At 40.7% G+C, this 24,081-nt stretch carries 22 protein-coding genes and 1 tRNA gene; 9 read left to right on the top strand and 14 right to left on the bottom strand.

The annotated features are described in order from the left end of the window. Window positions 1–4: 4 nt before the first annotated feature. Window positions 5–1,387 carry an L-seryl-tRNA(Sec) selenium transferase gene (gene selA, locus A6B40_RS06275; protein WP_176671868.1) on the bottom strand — a complete coding sequence of 461 codons (1,383 nt, stop codon included), beginning with the start codon at window positions 1,385–1,387 and terminating at the stop codon, window positions 5–7. Between the two features lie 66 nt (window positions 1,388–1,453). On the opposite strand from selA, the gene A6B40_RS06280 reads away from it, so the two are divergent. The 6 genes from A6B40_RS06280 (at window position 1,454) to A6B40_RS06305 (ending at window position 5,015) form a co-directional block, all read left to right on the top strand. Then, window positions 1,454–1,548: transfer RNA gene (locus tag A6B40_RS06280), tRNA-Sec, on the top strand. A gap of 206 nt (window positions 1,549–1,754) precedes the next feature. Further along, entirely contained in the window at window positions 1,755–2,444 is a 690-nt protein-coding gene (locus A6B40_RS06285) for an N-acetylmannosamine-6-phosphate 2-epimerase (protein WP_176671869.1), read from the top strand. A 9-nt stretch (window positions 2,445–2,453) separates the two neighbouring features. Next, on the top strand, window positions 2,454–3,356 hold the full coding sequence (locus A6B40_RS06290; RefSeq protein ID WP_176671870.1) for an N-acetylmannosamine kinase: 903 nt from the start codon (window positions 2,454–2,456) through the stop codon (window positions 3,354–3,356). A gap of 24 nt (window positions 3,357–3,380) precedes the next feature. Continuing rightward, the gene (gene nanA, locus A6B40_RS06295; protein ID WP_176671871.1) at window positions 3,381–4,259 is read left to right on the top strand and encodes an N-acetylneuraminate lyase; all 879 of its coding nucleotides are present in this window, start codon (window positions 3,381–3,383) and stop codon (window positions 4,257–4,259) included. 138 nt (window positions 4,260–4,397) lie between these two features. Next, window positions 4,398–4,841: an FMN-binding protein MioC gene (gene mioC / locus A6B40_RS06300; RefSeq protein ID WP_176671872.1), complete on the top strand. Its 444-nt coding sequence runs from the start codon at window positions 4,398–4,400 to the stop codon at window positions 4,839–4,841. 9 nt (window positions 4,842–4,850) lie between these two features. Continuing rightward, window positions 4,851–5,015, top strand: a complete 165-nt coding sequence (locus A6B40_RS06305) for a DUF1232 domain-containing protein (RefSeq protein WP_081732168.1) — start codon at window positions 4,851–4,853, stop codon at window positions 5,013–5,015. 68 nt (window positions 5,016–5,083) lie between these two features. Here the strand turns inward: A6B40_RS06305 and araA are convergent, their stop codons facing one another. From araA to rhaB, 7 genes are all read right to left on the bottom strand, one after another. Then, window positions 5,084–6,580, bottom strand: coding sequence for an L-arabinose isomerase (gene araA / locus A6B40_RS06310; protein WP_176671873.1), 1,497 nt, complete (start codon window positions 6,578–6,580; stop codon window positions 5,084–5,086). A 10-nt stretch (window positions 6,581–6,590) separates the two neighbouring features. After that, the gene (locus A6B40_RS06315; RefSeq protein WP_176671874.1) at window positions 6,591–8,189 is read right to left on the bottom strand and encodes a xylulokinase; all 1,599 of its coding nucleotides are present in this window, start codon (window positions 8,187–8,189) and stop codon (window positions 6,591–6,593) included. Window positions 8,190–8,402: 213 nt separating this feature from the next. Further along, entirely contained in the window at window positions 8,403–8,717 is a 315-nt protein-coding gene (gene rhaM / locus A6B40_RS06320) for an L-rhamnose mutarotase (protein ID WP_025218286.1), read from the bottom strand. 15 nt (window positions 8,718–8,732) lie between these two features. After that, entirely contained in the window at window positions 8,733–9,767 is a 1,035-nt protein-coding gene (gene rhaT / locus A6B40_RS06325) for an L-rhamnose/proton symporter RhaT (protein WP_176671875.1), read from the bottom strand. 67 nt (window positions 9,768–9,834) lie between these two features. Continuing rightward, window positions 9,835–10,656 (bottom strand): rhamnulose-1-phosphate aldolase, encoded by an 822-nt coding sequence (gene rhaD, locus A6B40_RS06330; RefSeq protein WP_025342020.1) that lies wholly within the window; start codon window positions 10,654–10,656, stop codon window positions 9,835–9,837. A 10-nt stretch (window positions 10,657–10,666) separates the two neighbouring features. Beyond that, window positions 10,667–11,923: an L-rhamnose isomerase gene (locus A6B40_RS06335; protein ID WP_176671876.1), complete on the bottom strand. Its 1,257-nt coding sequence runs from the start codon at window positions 11,921–11,923 to the stop codon at window positions 10,667–10,669. Between the two features lie 13 nt (window positions 11,924–11,936). Next, window positions 11,937–13,385, bottom strand: coding sequence for a rhamnulokinase (rhaB, locus tag A6B40_RS06340; RefSeq protein ID WP_176671877.1), 1,449 nt, complete (start codon window positions 13,383–13,385; stop codon window positions 11,937–11,939). Window positions 13,386–13,618: 233 nt separating this feature from the next. Between rhaB and rhaS the strand changes: the two genes are divergently transcribed. Further along, entirely contained in the window at window positions 13,619–14,422 is an 804-nt protein-coding gene (gene rhaS / locus A6B40_RS06345; RefSeq protein WP_176671878.1) for an HTH-type transcriptional activator RhaS, read from the top strand. A 10-nt stretch (window positions 14,423–14,432) separates the two neighbouring features. Here rhaS and araC read toward each other — a convergent pair whose 3' ends face one another. The 5 genes from araC to proS all read right to left on the bottom strand — a co-directional run bounded on the left by araC (window position 14,433) and on the right by proS (window position 20,802). Beyond that, window positions 14,433–15,287: an arabinose operon transcriptional regulator AraC gene (gene araC, locus A6B40_RS06350; RefSeq protein WP_176671879.1), complete on the bottom strand. Its 855-nt coding sequence runs from the start codon at window positions 15,285–15,287 to the stop codon at window positions 14,433–14,435. Window positions 15,288–15,303: 16 nt separating this feature from the next. Next, window positions 15,304–16,275, bottom strand: a complete 972-nt coding sequence (gene araH / locus A6B40_RS06355) for an L-arabinose ABC transporter permease AraH (RefSeq protein WP_025342017.1) — start codon at window positions 16,273–16,275, stop codon at window positions 15,304–15,306. A gap of 26 nt (window positions 16,276–16,301) precedes the next feature. After that, a complete protein-coding gene (gene araG / locus A6B40_RS06360) occupies window positions 16,302–17,792 on the bottom strand; it encodes an L-arabinose ABC transporter ATP-binding protein AraG (protein WP_025342016.1) in 1,491 nt (496 codons plus the stop codon). 34 nt (window positions 17,793–17,826) lie between these two features. After that, complete coding sequence (locus A6B40_RS06365) at window positions 17,827–18,840, bottom strand: arabinose ABC transporter substrate-binding protein (protein WP_176671880.1); 1,014 nt, start codon at window positions 18,838–18,840, stop codon at window positions 17,827–17,829. 246 nt (window positions 18,841–19,086) lie between these two features. Beyond that, window positions 19,087–20,802, bottom strand: a complete 1,716-nt coding sequence (gene proS, locus A6B40_RS06370) for a proline--tRNA ligase (RefSeq protein WP_176671881.1) — start codon at window positions 20,800–20,802, stop codon at window positions 19,087–19,089. Window positions 20,803–20,978: 176 nt separating this feature from the next. On the opposite strand from proS, the gene A6B40_RS06375 reads away from it, so the two are divergent. Beyond that, the gene (locus tag A6B40_RS06375; protein ID WP_176671882.1) at window positions 20,979–21,680 is read left to right on the top strand and encodes a VIT1/CCC1 transporter family protein; all 702 of its coding nucleotides are present in this window, start codon (window positions 20,979–20,981) and stop codon (window positions 21,678–21,680) included. A 123-nt stretch (window positions 21,681–21,803) separates the two neighbouring features. After that, window positions 21,804–22,109, top strand: a complete 306-nt coding sequence (locus A6B40_RS06380; protein ID WP_176671883.1) for a hypothetical protein — start codon at window positions 21,804–21,806, stop codon at window positions 22,107–22,109. Between the two features lie 49 nt (window positions 22,110–22,158). On the opposite strand, the gene htpG is transcribed toward A6B40_RS06380, so the two are convergent. After that, window positions 22,159–24,039, bottom strand: a complete 1,881-nt coding sequence (gene htpG / locus A6B40_RS06385; RefSeq protein WP_176671884.1) for a molecular chaperone HtpG — start codon at window positions 24,037–24,039, stop codon at window positions 22,159–22,161. Window positions 24,040–24,081 lie beyond the last annotated feature (42 nt).

Here is a 24,081-nt window from a genome sequence, read left to right on the forward strand (position 1 = left end):
TTGATTACCTCCTCAACATTTCAATTAATTTTTCAAACTCCGCCACCGATCTTAAATCCAGCCAGAATTTTTGCTGAGCGAAGCGTCCGATAATCGGGCTTGGGTAGGTTTTGAACTGTTTTTCGAGAGCGAGCAGATCGCTCTGTTTTTCAGCGGAAATCGTCACTGCCAGCGAGGGCAAGGTTTCAGAGGGTAACGCTCCGCTGCCGATTTGGGCAAGGCTTGGCTCAATTTGCAAAATATAGCAAGAATCTAACCGCTTGCTTAGGGCGTTTTTCAAGCGTTCCGCCTTGTGTTGTAAGCTGTCGAGCGATTGGGTGAGTAAATGGAATGTTGGCAGCTCGTCCGTTAATTTTTCTGGGAATAAATAGTGACGGAGCGTGGCCTCAAGGGCGGATAAAATCACTTTGTCACAACGTAGCACACGCTTCAAAGGGTGCTGTTGCAGCTGCTCTATCATCGCTTTGCTCCCCACAATAATACCGGCCTGCGGGCCGCCCAATAGTTTGTCGCCAGAGAAAGAGACCAAATCCACACCTGTAGCAACTTTTTGTTGCACCATCGGCTCGGCAGGTAGGTTTAGGGCTTTCATATCAGTGAGCGAGCCGCTGCCTAAATCGGTAACCACCGGCAAATTATACTCTTTTCCTAGAGCGACCAATTCCTCTTCCGACACCGAGCTGGTGAAGCCTTGAATGTGGTAATTGCTGGTGTGAACTTTCATCAAAAAGGCGGTATTTTCGGTGATCGCATTGCGATAATCTTTCAAATGCGTGCGGTTGGTGGTGCCGACTTCCACCAACTTACAGCCCGCCTGAGCCATAATATCGGGAATGCGGAACGCCCCGCCAATTTCCACCAACTCGCCACGAGAAACAATCACCTCTTTACCTTGAGCGAAAGTCGCCAACATCAACAACACCGCTGCCGCATTGTTATTCACCACGCAAGCCGCTTCCGCTCCGGTTAATTGCTGGATGAGTTCGGAAATGTAATTATCTCGGTGCGAGCGTTTGCCCTCATCAATATCAAACTCCAACGCCACATTATGTCGCATTGCGTTGGTGGCGGCGGAAATCGCCTTTTCCGACCACAATCCACGCCCCAAATTGGTGTGCAACACCGTGCCGGTAAGGTTAAACACGGTGCGGATTTTCACCTCACTCAACGCTTGGAGTTTTTCTCCCAACATCGCAAAAAAAGCGTTTTCATCAGCGATAAAGTCAGGCAAGGCTTGATGTTCAATAATCTGTTTACGAGCTTGTTCAAGCAAAATTCGGGCTTGTTCCACAACGGAAGAAAGTGTAAATTTTTGGCATAATTCGACCGCTTGTGGCTGTTTCAGTAAGGCATCAATTGAGGGAAGTTGGCGGAATAGTTGTTGCATAATCATTTTCTTTGGCGAAAGTTTTGAACAATTCTAATAAATAAAGTAGAATATTGCCACACATTCGGAAGTGCGTCATCTCCGGTGAGGTGGCAGGATTTCAAATCCTGTTGAGGACGCCAGCGTTCTCGGGTGGGTTCGACTCCCATTCACTTCCGCCAAATTCTAAGGCTGTTGAAAATTCAATAGCTTTTTTTATTTCTACTTTTCTATTTCCCTCCCAAAAGTTTTTCTAAAAAATGAGATCTAGCTCACATTTTCCTATTTTTCTATTTGTAGTAAAAATTTATAGGTTTATAATTATTTGGAGTATTTCTTCATAAATCTAGTCTTTTGATTACCTTTTAAAATCAAAAAAGGAAGCATTATGTCAAAACTATCTCATGATTCTATTTTAGATCAAATCCAAAACGGCTTAATTGCCTCTTGCCAACCTGTCGATGATGGCCCGATGGACAAACCTGAAATTGTCGCTGCAATGGCGGCGGCGTCTGTCATTGGCGGTGCGAAAGGGATTCGCATTGAAGGTGTAGAAAACTTAAAAGCCGCTCGTGCAGCCGTTCAAGTGCCGATTATCGGCATTGTGAAGCGTGACTTACCGGATTCTCCAGTTCGTATTACCCCTTTCTTGGAAGATATTGACGCTTTAGCCGAAGCTGGAGCGGATATTATTGCTGTAGACGGCACGTTCCGCACACGCCCTGTTAGCATTGAAGATGCGGTAAAACGCATTCACGAAAAAGGCTGTTTAGCGATGGCGGATTGCTCAAACATCGAAGAAGGTTTGCACTGCCAGCAGCTCGGTTTTGATATTGTCGGCAGCACAATGTCGGGCTATACCGGAGGCAAAGTGCCGGACGAACCGGATTATCAATTAGTAAAAGATTTAAAAGCCGCTGGTTGTAATGTCATGGCGGAAGGGCGTTATAACACGCCTGAACTTGCCAAAGTGGCGATTGAAATCGGGGCGGATTACGTTACTGTCGGTTCAGCATTAACCCGTTTGGAGCATATTGTCAGCTGGTTTGCGGATTCCATTAAATCGGCTCAAAAATAGAGGTTCATTATGCGTTGTTTAGCCATTGATATTGGCGGTACAAAAATAGCCACGGCGATTGTTCAGCATAGTCAGGTTGAGCAACGCCGCCAAGTGCAAACGCCAACGGATAGACCTCAAGCCGATCAAGCGGCGAGTTTGCACCAAGTGATCAAAGAAATTATGCAGAGCTACCAAGGGCAATTTGATTTTGTTTCGGTGGCTTCAACCGGCATTATTAACCAAGGTGTGCTCACCGCTCTCAACCCGAAAAACTTGGGTGGATTGGCGGAATTTCCGCTGAAAGCAAGCATTGCTCGCCACACCGATAAACCAATTGGGTTATTAAACGATGTGCAAGCGGCGGTGTGTGCAGAATACTTGGTGGAAAACCAACAAGCGGTCAAAAACTTTGTATTTATTACCGTTTCAACCGGTGTCGGTGGCGGCATTATTTTAAACGGTGAACTGCAAACTGGCCCGAACGGCATTGCAGGGCATATTGGGCATACATTAGCCGATCCGAATGGCCCAGTGTGCGGTTGCGGTCGAGTAGGTTGTGTGGAAGCGGTTGCCGCGGGGCGTGCGATTGAAGCGGTGGCAAGCAAATGGGATTCCCCTTGTTCGCCAAAAGAAGTGTTTGAACGCTTCCGACAAGGCAACCCACAAGCGGTCGAATTAGTGGAAAAATCTGCAAAAGCGATTGCCAACCTGATTGCGGATCTCAAAATCAGCTTAGACATTCAAAAAGTGGTATTAGGCGGTAGTGTTGGCTTGGCGGAAGGGTATTTGCCGCTGGTTCAACGTTACTTATCTGAAATGCCGACGGTGTATCAATGTGCGTTGGAAAATGCACAATCTGGACAAGATGCCGGCTTAATTGGTGCAGCTTGGTGGGCAGAAAACTGCCTCAAGCAAGGATTTACTCTCTAACAAATTCCCATTCCGGAGATTCAAATGAAAAATTTAAAAGGTATTTTTAGTGCGTTACTCGTTTCTTTCAACGAAGACGGTTCAATCAACGAAAAAGGCTTACGCCAAATTATCCGCCACAACATCGACAAAATGAAAGTGGACGGCTTATACGTTGGCGGCTCAAGCGGTGAAAACTTTATGCTTTCAACGGAAGAGAAAAAAGAGATCTTCCGCATCGCAAAAGACGAAGCAAAAGATGAGATTGCGTTAATCGCTCAAGTGGGTAGCGTAAACTTAAAAGAAGCGGTAGAGCTTGGTAAATATGCAACCGAATTAGGCTACGACAGCCTTTCTGCGGTTACGCCGTTCTACTACAAATTCAGCTTCCCGGAAATCAAACACTACTACGACACCATCATTGCAGAAACCGGCAATAATATGATCGTGTACTCTATTCCGTTCTTAACCGGCGTGAATATGGGCATTGAGCAATTCGGCGAACTTTACAAAAATCCGAAAGTATTAGGCGTGAAATTCACCGCTGGCGATTTCTACCTCTTAGAACGCTTGAAAAAAGCCTACCCGAACCACTTAATCTGGGCTGGTTTCGATGAAATGATGTTACCTGCAGCCTCACTCGGCGTGGACGGTGCAATCGGCTCAACCTTCAACGTAAACGGTGTGCGTGCTCGCCAAATCTTTGAATTAGCTCAACAAGGCAAAGTGAAAGAAGCCTTAGAAATCCAACACGTTACAAATGATTTAATCGAAGGCATTTTAGCGAACGGCTTATACTTAACGATTAAAGAGTTATTAAAACTAGAAGGCGTGGACGCAGGCTACTGCCGTGAACCAATGACTGCGAAAGCGACCGAGCAACAATTAGCTCGTGCGAAAGAGTTAAAAGCGAAATTCCTATAACTTATAATAACGATACTTCCTTAGCAATTTACACCTCAAGCACACTAACTGTTTGGGGTGTTTTTTTCAATAAATAAAGAATAATTTGCAAACAAAGTCATCTTAGTTAGAATAGCCAAACTTTTTAAGAGGAAATCAATGATGACGTCTATTTGCATTATCACCGGCAGCACCTTAGGCGGTGCAGAATATGTCGCCGATCATATTAATGAAGTATTAACCGATCAAGGTTTTGAGGTGGAACTGTTCAATCAAGCTCAACTTTCGGATATTGAAGGGAAATCGCACTTAATTGTAGTAACCTCCACCCACGGAGCAGGCGAGCTACCGGAAAATATTCAGCCACTGTTTGCCGATCTAGCGGAAAGCTCAGCTGATTTTAGCTCAATGAAATTTGGGGTCATCGGTTTAGGCAGCTCTGATTACGACACCTTCTGCAATGCCGTTAATTTGGTGGAAGATGCCTTAAAAGCCAAAGGGGCAACTCAAGTGTGTGAATCGCTACGCATTGATGTGGTGAACAATTTTGACCACGACAGCAGTGCCGAAGAATGGCTGCCGGCTTTTGTTGAAAACTTGTAGGGAAATGCAATGAATTTGCCGAAAAACAAAGCCAAATGGATTAAAATTGCGGTTATCTTGATCTATCTACTCAGCCCTGTCGATATTCTGCCTGAAGCCATTTTAGGCCCTCTTGGATTGGTTGATGATGCCGCGGCATTAATGCTGTTGATTAAGACGATTTTGGCAAAGTAGTAAAATTTTAAAAGAAAATGACCGCTTGTAATTTGATTTTACAAGCGGTCGTTTTAAATGTTCACAACTTACTTAGCAAATTTATACGCTAAATCATTCCAACGTAATTCATTTTTAAGTTGTGGTAGTTCTGTTTTTTCATTAATGTGAATAAATTCAATACCGAAATATTCTGCGAAGGTTCGGAGCATTTCAGCATCAATATCTAAACTATAAGCACTGTGATGTGCCCCGCCTGCTAAAATCCATGCTTGCGTGCCAACATCAAAGTTTGGTTGAAGTTTCCAGAATGCGTGTCCAACAGGTAAATTTGGCATTTGATTTGGTGGGTCGATAGCATCTAAATCCGCTACAACCATTCTAAAACGCTCTCCCATATCAACCACTGTTGCATTAACAGCTTTACCTGCTTTTCCACTGAAAATTAAACGCACAGGATCTGCTTTACCGCCAATGCCGAGTGGTCTAATCGCTAACTTCGATTTTTCTTTTGCAATTGATGGGCAAACTTCAAGCATATGAGCCCCTAGCACGACTTGATTTTTCTCATCTAAATCGTAGGTGTAATCTTCCATAAAAGAAGAACCATTTGGTAAGCCATATCCCATTACTTTAACGGCTCGCACAAGGGCTGCGGTTTTCCAGTCACCCTCGCCACCAAAACCATAGCCTTGCTCCATTAAGCGTTGTACAGCTAAGCCGGGTAATTGTTTTATGCCGTTTAAGTTTTGGAAATTATCGGTAAAGGCTTGAAAACCTCCGTTATCTAAGAATGTTTTTAAACCAATTTCAATACGAGCTGAATATTCTAAGGATTCTCTTGCTGAACCCTTTTCTTTCAAGCTCTCTTCAACATTATACAAGCGGTCATATTCTGCTAATAATTTGCGAACATCTTCATCAGAGACAGTATCAATCGCGTCTGCTAGCTCATAAACACCGTATCCGTTCACGCTATAACCAAAGACTTTTTGAGCTTCTACTTTATCGCCTTCTGTTACTGCCACTTCTCGCATATTATCGCCAAAGCGAGCAATTTTAAGTTGTTTATGATCGTAAATTGCAACGGCTACACGCATCCAGCGATTAAATTTATCTAATACGCTTTCATCTTGCCAATGCCCTACTACAATCGTTCTTGGTAAACGCAGGCGAGAGACAAGGAAACCAAATTCACGGTCGCCGTGAGCAGTTTGATGCAAATTCATATAATCCATATCAATTTTATCCCACGGAATATGGCGATTAAATTGAGTATGGAATTGAACTAACGGTTTAGAGAATGTTTGTAGTCCTGCAATCCACATTTTTGCAGGAGAAAAAGTATGCATCCACGCAATTGCACCGATACAATTTTCTTGGTTGTTTGCTTCCTTACATACAGCGAATACTTCTTCAGGTGTTGTTGCAACAGGTTTTAGTTTGATCTTAACAAACGGATTTTGTTGATTAAGATAATCTACAATTTCCTTTGCATCTTTTTCCACCTGTTTTAACGCTTCAGCCCCATATAAATGTTGGCTACCAACAATAAACCAAGCCTCTAGTGATTTAATAAATTCCATCAGAAAACTCCTATTCTTTAAATGCTAAAACGGCTTCTTTCACTACTCCTAGTCCTTTTTTATAACGTTGCATAAAAGTATCAAAACCTGCTGATATTTCAGCATCAGGCTCTGCAACAGAAACAGACGTAGTATTAAAAATTTGATGATTGAGATAATCGTCTAACGAAATCCCTTTTTGATGTTCATTGAGATAATTAGCTAATAACGCAATTCCCCAAGCACCGCCTTCGCTTGCAGTTTGCATTGTGGCAATAGGTACATTTAGGGCAGAAGCTAAGAATTTTTGAGCGACATTTTGAGTTTTAAAAATACCGCCGTGCCCTAGAATTTGGCTAATTTCTACTTTTTCTTGCTGCATTAAAATATCCATTCCGATTTTCATTGCTGCAAAAGCGGTATAGAGATGAACTCGCATAAAATTCGCTAAATTGAAATTTGCATTGGCTGGGTGCATAAAGGTAGGACAACCTTCTGATAATCCCACAATATGTTCGCCCGAATAAAAACCATAAGAGAGCAAATTACCGCAATCGGCATCGCCCTCTAAGGCTTTTGAAAAGAGCGTTTGATATAAGGTATCGGTATCACAAGATAAATTGAGAGCAGACAAGGTTTCTTTAAATAATCCAACCCACGCATTAATATCTGAAGAACAATTATTGGAATGTGCCATTGCAACCAACTTACCTGTTGGTGTTGTTACCATATCCAACTCTTCATACACTTTTGAGAGTTCTTTTTGTAGTACGATCATCGCAAAAGCAGAAGTTCCAGCGGAAATATTCCCTGTTTTCTCTGAAATACTATTCGTTGCCACCATTCCTGTACCAGCATCGCCTTCTGGTGGACAAAGTATAGAACCCGCTTTTAATGAACCTGTTGGATCAAGTAATAAAGCTCCTTGCTCAGTTAAAACACCTGCTTTTTCTCCTGCTACTAAAACTTTCGGCAAGATATCTAATAAAGACCAACCAAATTGTTTATCTTTGACCAGATCATCAAATTGAGAAAGCATTTGAGTATTGTAGTTTTGCGTAGCTAAATCTATCGGGAACATACCTGAAGCATCACCAATACCTAATACTTTTTCGCCTGTTAATTGCCAATGCACATAACCTGCTAAAGTAGTGATGAAATCAACTTCGGGCAAATGAGATTCATTGTTCAGAATGGCTTGATAGAGATGAGCGATACTCCAACGTTGTGGAATGTTATAGTTAAAGAGTTGAGTTAATTGATGTGAGGCTTCACCGGTAAAGTTATTTCGCCAAGTACGGAATGGCACAAGCAATTCATTTTGTTGATTAAAGGCTAAATAACCGTGCATCATTGCACTAATACCAATATTGGCTATTTTTTGTAATGGTTGTCCATATTGTTTATATACATCATCTGCTAATTCCTTAAATGCGGCTTGAACACCTGTCCAAACATCCTCTAAAGGATAAGTCCAAACACCATCGACAAAATGATTTTCCCAGTTAAATCCACCAACAGAAAGAATATTTCCTTTAGTATCAATTAACACGGCTTTGATACGGGTTGAACCAAATTCAATCCCAAGTGAAATATTGCCGTCAATAATGGCTTGTTGTGCTTCTGACATAAAAAAATCCCCTAAACCATATTTAAGTGAGTGTTAGACTAGCACTCAAAAATAAATAAAGTTAGGGGATAAATAGCTATTTATATGGATAAAACAGCTACATTATTTTAAATGAGATTGAGATCACAATTTATAAATAACAAGCGGTCATTTTCCTAAAAAAATTTGCAAATTTTTCAGGGAAAATAACCGCTTGTAATAAAGGGATCTTAGCTAGTCTAAATAAAACACCTGTTCCAATTCTTGTGAAATCGGGCTGTTATCTGGGTTAGACGGCATAATATCTTTCATAAACGCCCACCATTTTTGACAAGCCTCCGTTTTGGCAATCGCATTCCAGCGAGCTTCATCTTCAATTTCAACATAGCCGAAAAGCAGATTACGTTCTTTATCAAGAAAAATGGAGTAGTGATGACTTCCGTGATTTTTGAGTTCCGTAACTAATTCAGGGAAAATTTCATCGTGGCGTTTTTTATATTCAGCGTGTGCATCGGGATTAACCTGCATAACAAAAGCTTTTCTAATCATAATGTAATCCTCTTATTAATTTGCCATACCTAAGCCAACAATATTGGCGGCAAGTACGATAACTAAACAACCGATACATAATACTCGGGTTGGTTTTACCCCAGTTCCTTTCCACTCTTTTAACACTAAGCCGACAATTCCACCACATAAAACATAGAAGCTCATATGTAACATCCAACTGATAAATCCATATTCATTAGGAATATTAGCGTGCCCCCAAGCGTAGAAGAAGAATTGGAGATACCACATAATTCCACCAAGGGCAGCAAAGAAAATATTACTGATGAGTAAGCCTTTTACTACGCCCATATCTGATTTGAACGAAAGTTCCGGGCGAATCATTAAGCGAATAATGCAGTAACCTAAGTTAATAATTGCACCACCGCCCATAATCACAACATAACTTGGTAGGGCTACATAAAGTGGATCAACGCCTAAATTGCTTGCAGCTTCGTGCATCGGTGTTGCCGCACTCATTGCAAAAGACATACCTGCTGAGAAAATACCGCACATTACCGCAAGGGCTAACCCTTTTTTGAGGTTAAATTCTTCAGCAGTAATACCGATGGCTTTTTCTTTCAATAATCCTGCGTAGGAGACAATTGCTACCCCTACCACCGCAACGGCTACGCCAAGCAGGGTCATTTGTCCGCCTGAGCTTGACAGTAACTCACCAAATCGACCTTGCAAAATCGGAGTCATTAATGTACCTACGATTAAGGTAATCCCAATAGCAATCCCGATACCCATAGACATACCAAGATAACGCATTGTTAAACCATAACCGATATTCCCAATTCCCCACATTGCACCGAAGAGAAATACAGGAAGTAAAACACTACTACTGAAAGAGGAATAGTACGCCCCGAAATCAGGCAATAACCAATAACTTATCGACCAAGGCAGTAAAATCCAAGAGAATAAACCTGCAACCGCCCACATTGTTTCCCAAGACCAGTTGGTGACTTTTTTCATTGGTGCATAGAAGCAGGCGGCAGATGCAGCACCGACAAAGTGCCAGAAAATACCTAATAAAATTGAGCTACCCATAAGAATGTTCCTTCTGTTAAGTAATTGGTCAGCTCATCAATATCAAGCTGACCAAACTTGATATTGATTATTCCAAAATGCCTGCAATAGGTGTTACACCAAAGCGTTCTGCAAGTAATTTAAAGTTTTCGGTAGTAATCGTCTGTTTTTTACCTCCCATTGAACGTACTTTTACTGCGACTTCTGCTGATTTTTCCGCAACATCGATCAACCCAAAGGTTTCATCAAGTGATGGGCCTGATCCAAACACGCCGTGGAAAGCCCACAATACTAATGAATGCTTTTGCATCTCTTTTGATGTTGCATAGCCAATTTCATCTTTGCCTGGCACCATCCAAGGCAGCACCCCAACACCGTCAGGGAATACCACCAAGCATTCGGTACTCATTTCCCAAAGCTCTTTGGTAATGGTTTTATAATCGAGATCCATTACATAGGTTAAAGCGAGTAAATTGGTTGCGTGGCAATGCATTATGACTCTGTCTTTACTACCCGTTACCTTCATCCGAACAATATGGGATTGCAGATGTGAAGCCAGTTCGGAAGTTGGAACACCACCATTTACCAACCCCCACATCAAATAGTAACCTTTCCCCTCTTCGTCAATACGAATCACAGCTAGTGTGTCAGCAGGGTCTAAAATGACATTACGGAAAAATTTGCCCGAGCCGGTCACAATAAAATATTGTTTAGCAAGAGCCGTAACATCTTGCGTTAGCGTAATGTGTTGTGGATTTTGGTAAAAATCACTTTTGTAAGAGGCAATATCATCATCAAGTAAACGTAGGCTGACATTTCCACCGTTGCGTTCATCCCAACCTTTAAGCCACATATCATAGGTTGCTTTTACCATCCCTTGCACGAACCAAGAATTCATAATTTGTTGCATAATTTCCCCCTTACCCACGCAGATTTAACACTTTACGTTCATAATCACGCACATCTTCTAGCCACTGGCTTCCTGCCGGTACGCCATTACGCTCACAATACATTGCCCAGACCGCTTGCCAAGGCAGGGATTTTTGTTCTTCGAGCAAGGCTAAACGAGCGGTAAAATCACGGCGATTTTCAAGCTCTTTAAGTTGTGCTGTTGGCTCGAGTAAGGCTTTAAGCAAGGCTTTTTGCATATTACGGGTACCGATCACCCAAGCTGCAATACGATTAATGGAAGCATCAAAGAAGTCTAAGCCGATATGCACACGCTCAAAGAGTTTTTGGCGAACGATTTCATTGGCGATGGCTTGTGTTTCATCATCAAGTAAAACAACGTGGTCGCTATCCCAACGTACAGGGCGGCTAACGTGTAGTAATAAATGCTGGATAAACGGCATTACGGCAGAAATTTTATCGGCAATAGATTCTGTCGGGTGGAAATGCCCTGCATCAAAGCACAAAGCAGTTTTTCTGGTAGCAGCATAGGCAACATAAAATTCATTTGAACCGGCGGTGTAAGACTCCACGCCGATACCAAATAATTTGCTTTCAACCGCATCTAAATGATATTTCGGCTCAATTTTTTCGCTAATAATCTCATCTAGCGACTCAACCAAACGTTGGCGAGGGGCAAATTTATCGACAACTAAATCTTTGCTTCCATCAGGCAACCAAATATTCATTACTGAAGCCGTGCCGAGTTCTTTACCAAAATATTCTGAAATTTTGCGGCACGCTTTACCGTGCTCAATCCAAAAATCACGAATCTCTTTATTTTGGTGCGTTAAAGTCGCTTCGGCACTTAATGGATGAGAAAAGTAGGTCGGATTAAAATCTAACCCCAATTTATTGGTTTTCGCCCACTCCACCCAATGTGAAAAATGTTGTGGTTTGATTTCATTACGCTCGACCTTTCCGTCTGCTTCTAAATAAGAAGCGTGAAGATTCAAACGTTTCGCTCCGGGAATGAGTGAGAAAGCAACTTCAAGATCGGAACGTAATTCTTGCGGTGAACGAGCCTTACCCGGGTAGTTGCCGGTTGCTTGAATACCGCCTGTTAATCCGCCCTCTTGATGCTCAAACCCTGACACATCATCACCTTGCCAACAATGCATTGAGATAGGTAATGTGGATAATAATGACATTGCTTTTTCAGTATCTACGCCAAGATCCGCAAATTGCTGTTTGGCGAGTTCGTATGCTTGATTTACTGTACTCATCATTAAGTTCCTTCTGTTAAGATAATTGATTAAATTCACGCCATTTCTCTTGAAAAACTGAAGAGTGAATGAACTCTGAATTTGGTTTGAAATGTTTTAAAGGGAAGTTTTTACAAACTAATTCACGGAATTGTTGGGCATTTTGAATTTGATCTAATGCCATTAATTGACATCCCACGTTGCCAAGCACCGAAGCCTCAATAGGGCCGGCAACCACTTCAATGCCGCACATATCTGCACAAATTTGATTTAAAAATTCGTTTTGGCTACCACCACCCACAACATGCAAAACGGAAATGGAGTGCTCTTGTAATTCAGCCAATTGTTCCGCAACTTGGCGATATAGCATTGCAAGGCTGTCAAAAATGCAGCGAGCCAACTCGGGTGTTGTTTCAGGAATAGGTTGATTGTTTTCTCGGCAATATTGTTGAATAGCTTCAACCATTGATGGTGGATTAAGAAAACACTCTGCATTTGGGTTGATCAGACTTCTACAAGCGGTCTCTTTTTCCGCTTTTTTTACCAAATCGGCGATATCCGTCACATCTCGTTCAGCACAAAGGCGATTGAACAGCCAAAGTCCCATAATGTTTTTTAAGATTCGATAATGCCCATCAATGCCACCCTCATTGGTAATATTGCTATTCATTGCTTTTTCGGAAGTGCAAGGTGAGGTTTTATCTAGCCCCATTAATGACCAAGTACCGGAGCACAGATAAGCAGAATGTTCATCAGAAAGAGGGGAGGCAATAACCGCACTGGCGGTATCGTGACTGGCAACTGACATTACAGGCACATTGTTTTCCCATAATCCAATTTGATGACCAGGGTGGCGGATTCGTCCAAACCAACTTGCCGGCAACCCTAAATAATCCAACAATGCCGTATCCCAGCTATCAGTATTTACATTGACTAATTGAGTGGTGGTTGCATTGGTGTATTCACGATTGATAACACCGGTTAAACGGAAGTTTAAATAGTCAGGAATCATAATAAAATCAGAGACTTGTGATAACCATTCCGGATTTTCATTCATCATCGCTTTTAACTGATAAAGCGTATTGAATGGCAGAAATTGAATCCCTGTTTTACGGTAAATTTGTGCTTTGGTAAGTTCATCTTGAACCGCTTGCATCACACCATTGGTACGATGATCACGATATGAATACGTTTGCCCAACGATTTCACCTTGTTTATCCAATAAAACATAATCCACGCCCCAAGTATCAATTCCGATACTATGAAGTGAATTACCATCAGCAAGAATTTTTCTTAACCCAGCAATAATTTCTTGTTCTAGGTAGGTTAAATCCCAGCAAAAATGACCGTTTTGCTCAATGAACTGATTTTTGAAACGATGAGCTTCGCTCAATGAAAGGTGATGTGATTGCGTATCAAAAGAAGCCAGCATTACACGTCCGCTGGAAGCCCCTAAATCCACCGCTGCAATATTTAGAATAGTCATACACTGTTCCTCTTATTAAGATGAAGGCAGTGTAAGAACGAAAAGGAAATTTATCTTTTAAATAAATGCCAATATTTAAACTAACTTGGCAAAATTTTAAAAGTTAAAGTGATCTGACTCACAAATCGAGAAAAAAGTCTGTTTTACTGCGGATTTTATCAATCGGGTATCTTGTTTTGATTGATCTGAATGGGCTATATTTTGCTCACTTATTTTGGAGCGAGGAAATAGATATGGTATTAAAATTATCTGCAAGTGAGTTTTTTCATTCAAGCACTCAGCCCTTAGCTATTGAACCAAGAGCTCCACAAGATAGCTTCCCTGAGCATACGCATAATTTTAATGAATTAATCATTATTAATAAGGGGCACGGGCGACATATTTTAAATGACTATCCTTGCGAACTGCATCAAGGAATGGTGCTATATATTGAATCTAAAGATCGGCATTTATATGAAAATGTAGAAGGACTGCATTTAACCAATATTTTGGTGCAATCCTATAATAACTTCAAATTTATTCACAATATTGAATCAATGCTAAAAGCCTTCAAACCAGCCCAAGGGCATTGTAAATTAGTGGATAATAAAACCTTATCGGCATCAATAAAACTCATCGAGAATTGCTCACTATCTTCAGATGGTATGCCATTAGAGGCTGATTTCCTCCAACTGCTTCGATTATTACAATTAAATGCTTTTGATGAAATAGGAAGTGGGGGCATAGATAGCCAAATTAACCAATTATTAATTTGGCTAAAACATCATTTTGCGGAAGAAATTGATTGGGAATTGCTTGCTGAACGATTTGATTTATCATTAAGAACATTACACCGTTATTTCAAATTACAAACCGGTTGTACTCCCCAAGTATTTTTGACCAAATTGAGGCTAGCTCACGCTTATTATCAATTACGTTACACTGATAAATCTATTATAAATATTGCGTACGAAAGCGGTTTTAACGATAGTTGCTATTTTTCTACCTGTTTTAAAAATGAATTTAAATGTTGTCCTAGACATGTAAGAGATATGTAAAATCGAAATTTTATCTCGAATCCCTAAACACTGACGGACTTAATCCTGTATAACGTTTGAATAAACGAGTGAAATAAAGCTGATCATCATAGCCTAATTGGCGAGCAATATGATAAATCGGAGCATTGGAAGTATGTAATAAATGTCTTGCTCTTATCATTCGTTGTTCTTCTCGCCATTTAATAATACTGGTACCGACTTGCTCAACAAATAAATGGGTTAAACGAGATGGTGAAATATGGATATATTCAGCTAATTCCTCAATTTTATGATTGATATGAATATCTTGTGAAATCAAATTACACACATCTAATATTCTTGGTTCTATTTTCCTTTTTTGATTAGAAGGTTCTAGTTCAATGCAGGTAATAATTAATTGTTCTAGCAAGCACATAGACATTGCTTCAGAAAACAAGCGGTTAGAATTGTACTCTTTTTCAATTTGTTGAAATAAAGCCAAAATATTTTGATATGTTTCCTGATCTGGAATTGTTAATCTGCCTACATTTTCAATAGTATCGTTCCATTTTAGCCAATCTTTCCATAAGGTTCTGGCTCTAAAATAAATCCATTGATGATGCCAAGAAACGGAGTCTATAGCACGTTGGTAATCGTGAATGGCATTTGGTGGGAATAAAAGAAGATCGCCAACGTTACAATCAAATTGGCGATCATTTTGAAAAACAGATCCTTTTCCTTTTATGGTTAAATTGAGAATATAACCATTCATTCCGTTTGGACGATAGATAGGAAAATCAAGTTCATTTGACTTTTCAATTTGGGTACAACCTGCCACTAAATAAGCATTAAAGTCGTACCCAGGAAGTAAAGGATTGTTTTGAGAGTTTTGTTGATGTTGAGGCATTTTACCCTCGATAATTTTATCTAAATATTTTTTGTTTATATTTATCAAAAATTACCGCTGCCATCAAGATTAAACCACGAACAACATACTGAGCAAATGGTGAGATATTCAGTAAGTTCATTACATTTTCGATGGTACCTAAAATAAGCACACCGGCAATCACAAATGAAATTCTCCCCACACCACCGGTTAATGAAACACCACCTAATACACAAGCAGAAATTGCAGTTAATTCAAAACCGACCGATGTCATTGGCTGACCACTTGTCATACGAGCAGCTAAAATTACACCAGCAACTGCAGAAATAAAACCAGATACTACAAAAATCATTAATTTTGTGCGATCTACGTTAATCCCGGCTAATCTTGCAGCTTCTTGGTTACCACCAATGGCTAACGTGTTGCGACCATAAGTAGTTTTACTCAATAGGAAGCCAAATACAATAAAGCACACGACAGTAAACCAAATTGGAAGTGGTACACCTAAGAAATCTTGGTAGCCGATTTCAAAAAATTCTTCTTTAGTAATACCTACCGCTTTACCATCAGAAATGATGTAACCTAAACCACGAGCAATCTGCATACTGGCAAGTGTAGTGATAAGTGAGTTAATTTTCAGTTTTGCAATAATAAAACCGTTTAATAAACCAACTGCAATACCTAACCCAACACCGGCTAACACGCCAAACCATACATTTTGGGTTAGGTTAATTACGACTGCAGTTACTACTCCAGCACAAGCAATGACTGAAGCAACAGATAAATCAATTTCGCCAGCCGCTAAGCAGAATAACATTCCGCATGCTACCATTCCGCTCATTGAAATGGCTAAACCTAGCCCTTTCATATTAATCGCTGTAGCAAAATTAGGCACAAAAATACAAGCGACAATAAAAATAGCGAAGAAAATCAGTAACATTCCATAGGCTGCCCAAATTCGGTTAATTGGAGTAGCTGATTTTACATTTTTTGTGATTACATCTGACATAATAAATCCCTCTGTCTGTAAAAATTCTAGTGATTAACCATAGCAAGTTTTAAAATTCCAGCTTCTGTTGCGTCATCTCGACTAACTTCACCTGTAATTTTCTGTCCTTTCATTACTATTATTCTGTCTGATAAACCAATTACTTCTGGTAAATCACTCGAAACTACAATAATGGCTAATTTTTCATCTGCTAGTTTAAAAATTAAATCGTAAATTTCTGATTTAGCCCCAACATCAATTCCTCGTGTTGGTTCATCTAAAAGTAATACTTTTACATTTTCAGATAACCATCTGCCAAGAATGGCTTTTTGCTGATTACCACCTGATAAATTCACAATTAATTGCTCAATAGAAGGTGTTTTCACATTCATTTGCTTGCGTTGGAACTCCGCATTTTCTTTTTCCCATTTATCATTAATGATAAAGCTCATAAAATTATGTAACCGTCTGGCACTAATATTGATATTTTCTCCAACTGTAGCTGTTGGAATAATGCCCTCTTTTTTACGATCTTCAGGGCAAAGTACAATACCGTTCGCAATCGCATCTTTAGGTGAGTTAATAGAGAGCTTCTCCCCATCTAATTCAATGTTGCCTTGCGTAATTTTATCTGCTCCGAAAATCACTTTGAGTAATTCAGAACGCCCAGCCCCCACCAAACCGAACAAACCTAATACTTCACCAGCTTTCACACTTAAATTGAAATCACCTTTAAGTGCGGTTCCTGATAAATTAGAAATTCTTAAACGTTCTTCACCAAGTTCTCTTGGGCGGTAGTTATAAATATCGCCTAAATTACGTCCAACCATACTACGCACAAGGTCATCATTGGTAATTTGAGATAAATCAGAGAAAGTTTGTACAAATTGTCCGTCTTTTAATACGGTAATTTCATCGCTAATTCTAAAAATTTCTTCCATACGATGAGAAATATATAAAATTACTTTCCCTTCCGCTTTTAACTCATTAATCACAGAAAATAACTTTTCGATTTCAGGGGCAGATAAGCTACTGGTCGGTTCGTCAAAAGCTATGATTTTTGCCCCACGGCTTAATGCTTTTGCAATTTCAATCATCTGCCATTGCCCGATAGATAAATCTTTAAGTTGAGTAGAAGGTGAAATATTTAACTCCAATTTATCTAAATAAAATTGTGCTGTTTCTTCCAATTTCTTTTGATTAACAACACCAAAAGAATGTGGAAATTGACCTAAGCATAAATTTTCAGCCACCGTCATTTCAGGAACGATATTTAATTCCTGATAAATAATGGCAACACCTGCAAGCAAGGCATCTTTCGTATTACGGAAATTAACCGTTCTACCGCCAATATGTAATTTCCCTTGAGTTGCAGAATAATTGCCACTTAAAATTTTCAGTAAGGTGGATTTACCTGCTCCATTTTCTCCCATTAATGCGTGAACCTTACCCTCATAGCATTTAAATGAAACGCCTTGTAAAGCCTTAACACCGGGAAATTCTTTATGAATATTGTCAAACTCTAAATATGCGACCATATATCCTCCTTACTGAAACTACTTTTAGATAAAATTAAAGACCTTTTTTATCTAGCTCGGCTCTGAAATTTTCACGGTTTAACAGAACTGGATCACCGACTGGTGTGAATTTTGGTGGTTCAATGCCTTCTTTAACCCATTTATATAGCATCTCTGTACTACGATAGCCGTGAACATCTGGGCTTGGTAATAATGAACCCACAAAACCTGTTGGATTTGGTTTAGAAAGCTCATTTACCGCATCAGTCCCATTAATACCAATGCCAATCACATTTTCAGCTTTAAAACCTTGACCTTCGGTTGCACGAACACCACCTAATACAGTGTTATCGTTCATACCGACAATTAACCAGTTTTTCACTTCAGGATGTTGAACAAGCATTGAGTTTGCAGCATCTAAAGCTCCCGGAATATCATTACTTTTTGTTGGTGATTTATAGATTTTCTCAACAGGGAAACCGGATTTAATTAACGCATCAATAGAACCCTCAGTACGACGGCGAGCGGTATCTAACTCATCCGCAGTAATTGCAAGCACCGCAGTATCTTTCACATCCCAGTTACGTTTTTGCATCTCTTTGTAAAGTTCCTGACCTTGACGTTCACCAATTTCGGTGGCTGCCATCATAATTAACGGCACATTTGTCATCGGCTCACCAGCTGCATTTAAGAACTGATCATCAACTGTAACCACTTTTAAACCATAAGATCTTGCTTTCGCCATAATCGCAGGACCAAGTTTTGGATCGGGCGTACAAATAACAAATCCTTTTGATCCATTAGCAGCTAAATTATCTATAGCATTTAACGTTTTTTCACCATCTGGAACCGCAATTTTGATAATTTCTACTCCACCTAAATCTTGAGCAGCCTTATCCGCAAAACGCCATTCTGTTTGGAACCAAGGCTCTTCAGGCTGTTTAACTAAGAAGCCTAGTTTGATCGTGTCAGCATCTTTTGCATAAGTAACATTTGAATATAATCCAGTTACAGCAAGAACAGAGACAGCTAAAATTGATTTTAAAAAACGTCTTTTGCTCGTTTTCATAGGAAACTCCTTAAAGTGAAACTTTAATATTGACTCAAACAATGAGAGGCTTACAACTTAAGCAGTTTTATATTACCCATATATTGCTACAAGATATGTGATCTATTTCACATTATAAATTTATAGCAAAAAAATCCATATATTCGACAATTAAGTCCTTATAAAAGAGAATGTTTTTACAGGCAAGAAAAAACCGCTTGTAAATCTAAATTTACAAGCGGTTAAATTTATGAAAAATATTACAAATTACGCCTTCACATTCGCTTTTAAGAACGAAAGTAGCTCATCTTTTGCAATCATCTGTTTCTCACCGTTGCGGCGGTTTTTGTATTCAATTTCGCCGTTTTCTAGGTTTTTCTCGCCAATTACCACCATATGTGGCACGCCGATTAATTCCATATCGGCAAACATCACACCCGGGCGTTCTTTACGATCATCAAAAATCACATCCACGCCCTGAGCTTTTAAGGTAGCATATAACTCTTCCGCAAAGGCTTGAACGCTTTCCGATTTGTGCATATTCATCGGCACAATTGCTACCGTGAACGGAGCAATTTCATCACTTGACCAGATAATGCCACGCTCATCGTGGTGCTGTTCAATCGCAGCCGCCACCACACGGGTTACACCGATACCGTAACAACCCATTGTCATTACAAGCGGTTTACCGTCTTCGCCTTGCACGGTGGCTTTCATTGCTTCGGAATATTTTTTCCCTAATTGGAATATATGCCCAACTTCAATACCACGTTTAATTTGAAGTGTGCCTTTACCGTCCGGGCTTGGGTCGCCTTCCACTACATTTCGCAAGTCAAACGTTTCCGGCATTGCGACATCACGTTCCCAGTTCACATTGAAATAATGTTTACCATCAATGTTTGCTCCACAACCGAAATCTGACATCAACGCTACTGAGCGGTCGATAATCGCTGGGATTGGCAAGTTAATTACGCCTAATGAACCGACACTTGCCCCGATTTTGGCTTTAATATCCGCTTCATCCGCAAATTCAAGTGGGTCTGCCACTAAAGGATGTTTTTGAGCTTTAATTTCATTTAAATCGTGATCGCCACGAATCACTAATGCGATAAGCGGTTGTTCTTCGGTTGAGCCTTTTACGATCAAGGTTTTCACCGTTTTTTCAATCGCTAAACCGTGATTTTCCACTAACTCATTGATTGTTTTTGCATTTGGCGTATCCACTAATTCCATTGCCGCCGTTGGTGCTTGGCGTTCACCCACCGCAACCGCTTCCGCCAATTCAATATTTGCCGCAAAATCTGACTCGGTTGAGAACACAACATCATCTTCACCGCTTGAAGCTAACACTTGGAACTCGTGCGAAGCCGAACCGCCAATAGAGCCGGTATCCGCTTGCACCGCACGGAAATCTAAACCAAGACGAGTAAAGATATTGCTGTAAACTTGGTACATCACATCATAGGTTTCTTGCAGGCTCTCTTTGTCTGTGTGGAAAGAGTAAGCATCTTTCATCACAAACTCACGAGAACGCATTACACCGAAACGTGGACGAACTTCATCACGGAATTTGGTTTGGATTTGGTAAAGATTCAGCGGAAGTTGTTTGTATGAAGAAACCTCACGGCGAACTAAATCGGTAATCACTTCTTCGTGGGTCGGGCCAAGCACAAAATCACGCTCGCCACGATCTTTAAAACGTAAAAGTTCAGGGCCATAATCATTCCAACGACCAGATTCCACCCACAATTCCGCAGGCTGAACCACCGGCATTAATACTTCGATTGCCCCGCCTTTGTTCATCTCTTCACGAATGATATTTTCCACTTTTTTCAACACTTTAATCCCGGTTGGCAACCAGTTGTATAAACCTGATGCCATAGGGCGGATCATTCCAGCACGCAACATTAATTGATGGCTCACTACCTGTGCATCATTCGGGGTTTCTTTAAGGGTTGAAAATAAATACTGACTTGTACGCATTGCTATTCCTATTTTTAAATTCTAAAGCCTGAAAAATCCGCCTATTTTAAAACAAAAGCGGTTAAATTTCCGAGATTTTTTGCAATTTGCAAAAAAAGAGGAAAATCCCACCGCTTGATCCGTGAATTTAATGTCTAAGTGCTATAATCCAAACCACTTATAAAAAAGGAAACCCAATGAGTGAATTAGAAGATTACATCGGCAAACATTATATTCACCGCAGCAACCGGCTAAGAGCCGCCGTATTAGGCGTTAATGACGGAATTATTTCAACCTCCAGCTTGGCGATTGGCGTAACGGTTGCCAGTTCAACCGTAAGCCCGGTGATTGTCGCCACCATTGCTGGTATTGTAGCGGGAGCATTATCCATGGCGGCAGGCGAATTTGTTTCCGTTAGCTCACAAACAGATATTGAGCAGGCGGATATTGAAAGGGAACGTAAAGAACTAGAGGAAGATCCCGAAACCGAACTGCGAATGCTGGCAAAAATTTACGAAAACCGAGGATTAACGCCAGAAACCGCCCAAAAAGTCGCGGAAGAGCTCACTGCTCATAACGCTTTAGCCGCACATACTCGTGATGAACTTGGCATTACCGAAACCAGTGCCGCCAATCCGCTACAGGCAGCAATGGCATCCGCTATTTCCTTTTTAGTGGGTGGAGTATTACCGCTACTGGTCGTGCTACTGATTCCGTTCTCCCACTTAGAAGTGGCGTTATATATTGCCTCCGTCCTATTTCTAGGATTATCCGGTGGGTTAGCCGCTAAAGCCGGTGGAGCGAATATTAAGAAAGCTGTTATCCGAATAGTATTTTGGGGAACCATTGCAATGGGCGTGAGTGCATTTGTAGGAAGTTTCTTCGGTGTGAATGCTTAACATTAGAAAAGCGGTTAAATTTTCAGGAAATTTTGCAAATTTTTAGCTAAAACCGACCTCTTGTTGTGTTTTGACTTTAAAAAATGTTAGGATAGAACAAGTCATTCAAAAAGGAGATAAACAATGATTAGAATTATTTTATTAATTGTGGTAGGTTTAGCTGTTTTCATGGGAGCTTCTTACCTTACCAATAAGAGTGATAAAGCAACGGAAAATGCAGTCCAAACTGAATCAACATCACAAACGGCAACCCCAAGTCATGTAGAAGCAACAACAGCGCCTCTTCCACCAACAACTAAAGAGGAAGCAGTAGATCAACCTAAAACCTCCCAGCCAGAGCCTACTCCCGAACAGCAGCAGGCCTTACCTGAAGAACAATCTTTAGAAGGACATCAAGAGCAGCCTGCTGAGCAACCGAAAACAAATTAAATATAATTATCCATAAAAAATCCACCTTAAAAGGTGGATTTTTAATATATTAGCCCAATAACTTATTCATTCGTTTAATAAATGCCGTTGGGTTTTCCAACGTGCCTCGTTCAGCAAGTAATGCCTGTTCAAACAGTAGTTCAATCCATTCATTAAACTCATCATCACTGGCAATATCCGCAACTCTTTTCACCATAGTGTGGTCCGGGTTTAGCTCGAAAGTATATTTTACTTCTGGAGCTTGTTGTCCCATTGCGGCAAAGAGTTTTGCCATTTGGGTGGTCATTTCATCGCTATCGGTGGAAACTACTGCCGGTGTATCGGTTAAACGATGAGTGAGCACCACATTTTTCACGCGCTCTCCAAAGTAACTTTTTGCTCGCTCTAAGAATGAACCAAATTCTGCCTCTTGGGCTTTTTGGGTTTCTTCTTCCGCTTTGTCGGCAAGGTCGCCTAAGTCTAAATCCGACTTGGTAATGCTTTGCAACGGTTTACCGTCAAATTCGGTAAGATGGCTAATTAACCATTCATCAATGCGGTCGGAAAGCAGTAATACTTCAATGCCTTTTTTGTTAAATAGCTCTAAATGAGGGCTATTTTTCGCAGCTTGATAGCTGTCAGCAGTTAAGAAGTAGATCGCTTTCTGCCCCTCTTTCATTCTTGCAATATAATCGGCAAAACTGACCGCTTGTTCGCTACTGTCTGAATGAGTTGAAGCAAAACGGAGCAAGCCCGCCACCTGTTGTTTATTAGCAAAATCTTCGCCCACGCCTTCTTTCAGCACTAAGCCAAACTCTTTCCAGAATTGAGCATATTTTTCCGCATCGTCTTTCGCTAGTTTTTCCAGTAATTGCAATGCACGCTTAGTTAGAGCTGAACGGAGCGATTGAGTTACTCGGTTTTCTTGCAGAATTTCACGGCTAACATTGAGCGGTAGATCGTTGGTATCCAACAAACCACGCATAAAACGTAGATAGTTCGGCATAAACACTTCTGCATCATCCATAATAAATACACGCTGAACGTAGAGTTTCAAACCGTGTTTCTGCTCACGTTGGAACAGATCCCACGGGGCTTTGCTCGGCACATAGAGCAAGCTGGTGTACTCTTGTTTACCTTCAACTTTGTTATGCGACCAGAGCAACGGATCGGCAAAATCGTGGCTGATGTGCTTGTAGAACTCTTTATATTCTTCGTCTGAAATCTCATTTTTCGATCTCGTCCAAAGGGCTTGAGCTTTGTTAATTTTTTCCCATTTTTGACCGCTTATTTTACCTTCGTCATCGTATTCGTTGGTCTGAATTTCCACCGCTAAGCCGATGTGGTCGGAGTATTTACCGATAATCTCACGCAAACGCCATTCATTTAAAAATGCCTTTTCTTCTTCACGCAAGTGCAGAATGATTTCCGTGCCACGATCAGCTTTCTCAAAATCAGCAATGGTATATTCCCCTTCGCCTGCCGATTCCCAAATCACACCTTGTTCGGCTGGCACGCCAGCAGCACGGGTTTTAACGGTAACTTTATCCGCTACAATAAATGAAGAATAGAAGCCCACGCCGAATTGACCGATAAGCTGACTATCTTTGGCTTGTTCTGTGCCGAGTGAGGCTAAAAACTCTTTGGTGCCTGATTTTGCAATCGTGCCTAAATGGTCGATCACTTGCTCACGAGTCATACCGATACCGTTATCGGCAATGGTAATTGTGCCGAGCGTTTCATCAATCGATACACGCACACGCAACTCACCATCGCCTTCATATAGAGCCGGCTCGGAAAGGGCTTTGAAACGGAGTTTATCCGCCGCATCACTCGCATTTGAGATCAGCTCACGCAGGAAAATTTCTTTGTTAGAGTAAAGTGAATGGATCATCAGCTGTAAAAGCTGTTTTACTTCCGACTGGAAGCCACGAGTTTCTTGATTTGCCATTGTGTATTCCTTTTTCATCTAAAAACAGAAACTAGATGGGGC

Source organism: Mannheimia varigena (assembly GCF_013377235.1).
Taxonomy (GTDB): Bacteria; Pseudomonadota; Gammaproteobacteria; order Enterobacterales; family Pasteurellaceae; genus Mannheimia; species Mannheimia varigena.

What these genes read in the sequence shown, in the direction of transcription:
- selA (WP_176671868.1), bottom strand. Translation starts at nt 1,387, where the DNA reads ATGCAACAACTATTCCGCCAACTTCCCTCAATTGATGCCTTACTGAAA.
- A6B40_RS06285 (WP_176671869.1), top strand. Translation starts at nt 1,755, where the DNA reads ATGTCAAAACTATCTCATGATTCTATTTTAGATCAAATCCAAAACGGC.
- A6B40_RS06290 (WP_176671870.1), top strand. Translation starts at nt 2,454, where the DNA reads ATGCGTTGTTTAGCCATTGATATTGGCGGTACAAAAATAGCCACGGCG.
- nanA (WP_176671871.1), top strand. Translation starts at nt 3,381, where the DNA reads ATGAAAAATTTAAAAGGTATTTTTAGTGCGTTACTCGTTTCTTTCAAC.
- mioC (WP_176671872.1), top strand. Translation starts at nt 4,398, where the DNA reads ATGATGACGTCTATTTGCATTATCACCGGCAGCACCTTAGGCGGTGCA.
- A6B40_RS06305 (WP_081732168.1), top strand. Translation starts at nt 4,851, where the DNA reads ATGAATTTGCCGAAAAACAAAGCCAAATGGATTAAAATTGCGGTTATC.
- araA (WP_176671873.1), bottom strand. Translation starts at nt 6,580, where the DNA reads ATGGAATTTATTAAATCACTAGAGGCTTGGTTTATTGTTGGTAGCCAA.
- A6B40_RS06315 (WP_176671874.1), bottom strand. Translation starts at nt 8,189, where the DNA reads ATGTCAGAAGCACAACAAGCCATTATTGACGGCAATATTTCACTTGGG.
- rhaM (WP_025218286.1), bottom strand. Translation starts at nt 8,717, where the DNA reads ATGATTAGAAAAGCTTTTGTTATGCAGGTTAATCCCGATGCACACGCT.
- rhaT (WP_176671875.1), bottom strand. Translation starts at nt 9,767, where the DNA reads ATGGGTAGCTCAATTTTATTAGGTATTTTCTGGCACTTTGTCGGTGCT.
- rhaD (WP_025342020.1), bottom strand. Translation starts at nt 10,656, where the DNA reads ATGCAACAAATTATGAATTCTTGGTTCGTGCAAGGGATGGTAAAAGCA.
- A6B40_RS06335 (WP_176671876.1), bottom strand. Translation starts at nt 11,923, where the DNA reads ATGATGAGTACAGTAAATCAAGCATACGAACTCGCCAAACAGCAATTT.
- rhaB (WP_176671877.1), bottom strand. Translation starts at nt 13,385, where the DNA reads ATGACTATTCTAAATATTGCAGCGGTGGATTTAGGGGCTTCCAGCGGA.
- rhaS (WP_176671878.1), top strand. Translation starts at nt 13,619, where the DNA reads ATGGTATTAAAATTATCTGCAAGTGAGTTTTTTCATTCAAGCACTCAG.
- araC (WP_176671879.1), bottom strand. Translation starts at nt 15,287, where the DNA reads ATGCCTCAACATCAACAAAACTCTCAAAACAATCCTTTACTTCCTGGG.
- araH (WP_025342017.1), bottom strand. Translation starts at nt 16,275, where the DNA reads ATGTCAGATGTAATCACAAAAAATGTAAAATCAGCTACTCCAATTAAC.
- araG (WP_025342016.1), bottom strand. Translation starts at nt 17,792, where the DNA reads ATGGTCGCATATTTAGAGTTTGACAATATTCATAAAGAATTTCCCGGT.
- A6B40_RS06365 (WP_176671880.1), bottom strand. Translation starts at nt 18,840, where the DNA reads ATGAAAACGAGCAAAAGACGTTTTTTAAAATCAATTTTAGCTGTCTCT.
- proS (WP_176671881.1), bottom strand. Translation starts at nt 20,802, where the DNA reads ATGCGTACAAGTCAGTATTTATTTTCAACCCTTAAAGAAACCCCGAAT.
- A6B40_RS06375 (WP_176671882.1), top strand. Translation starts at nt 20,979, where the DNA reads ATGAGTGAATTAGAAGATTACATCGGCAAACATTATATTCACCGCAGC.
- A6B40_RS06380 (WP_176671883.1), top strand. Translation starts at nt 21,804, where the DNA reads ATGATTAGAATTATTTTATTAATTGTGGTAGGTTTAGCTGTTTTCATG.
- htpG (WP_176671884.1), bottom strand. Translation starts at nt 24,039, where the DNA reads ATGGCAAATCAAGAAACTCGTGGCTTCCAGTCGGAAGTAAAACAGCTT.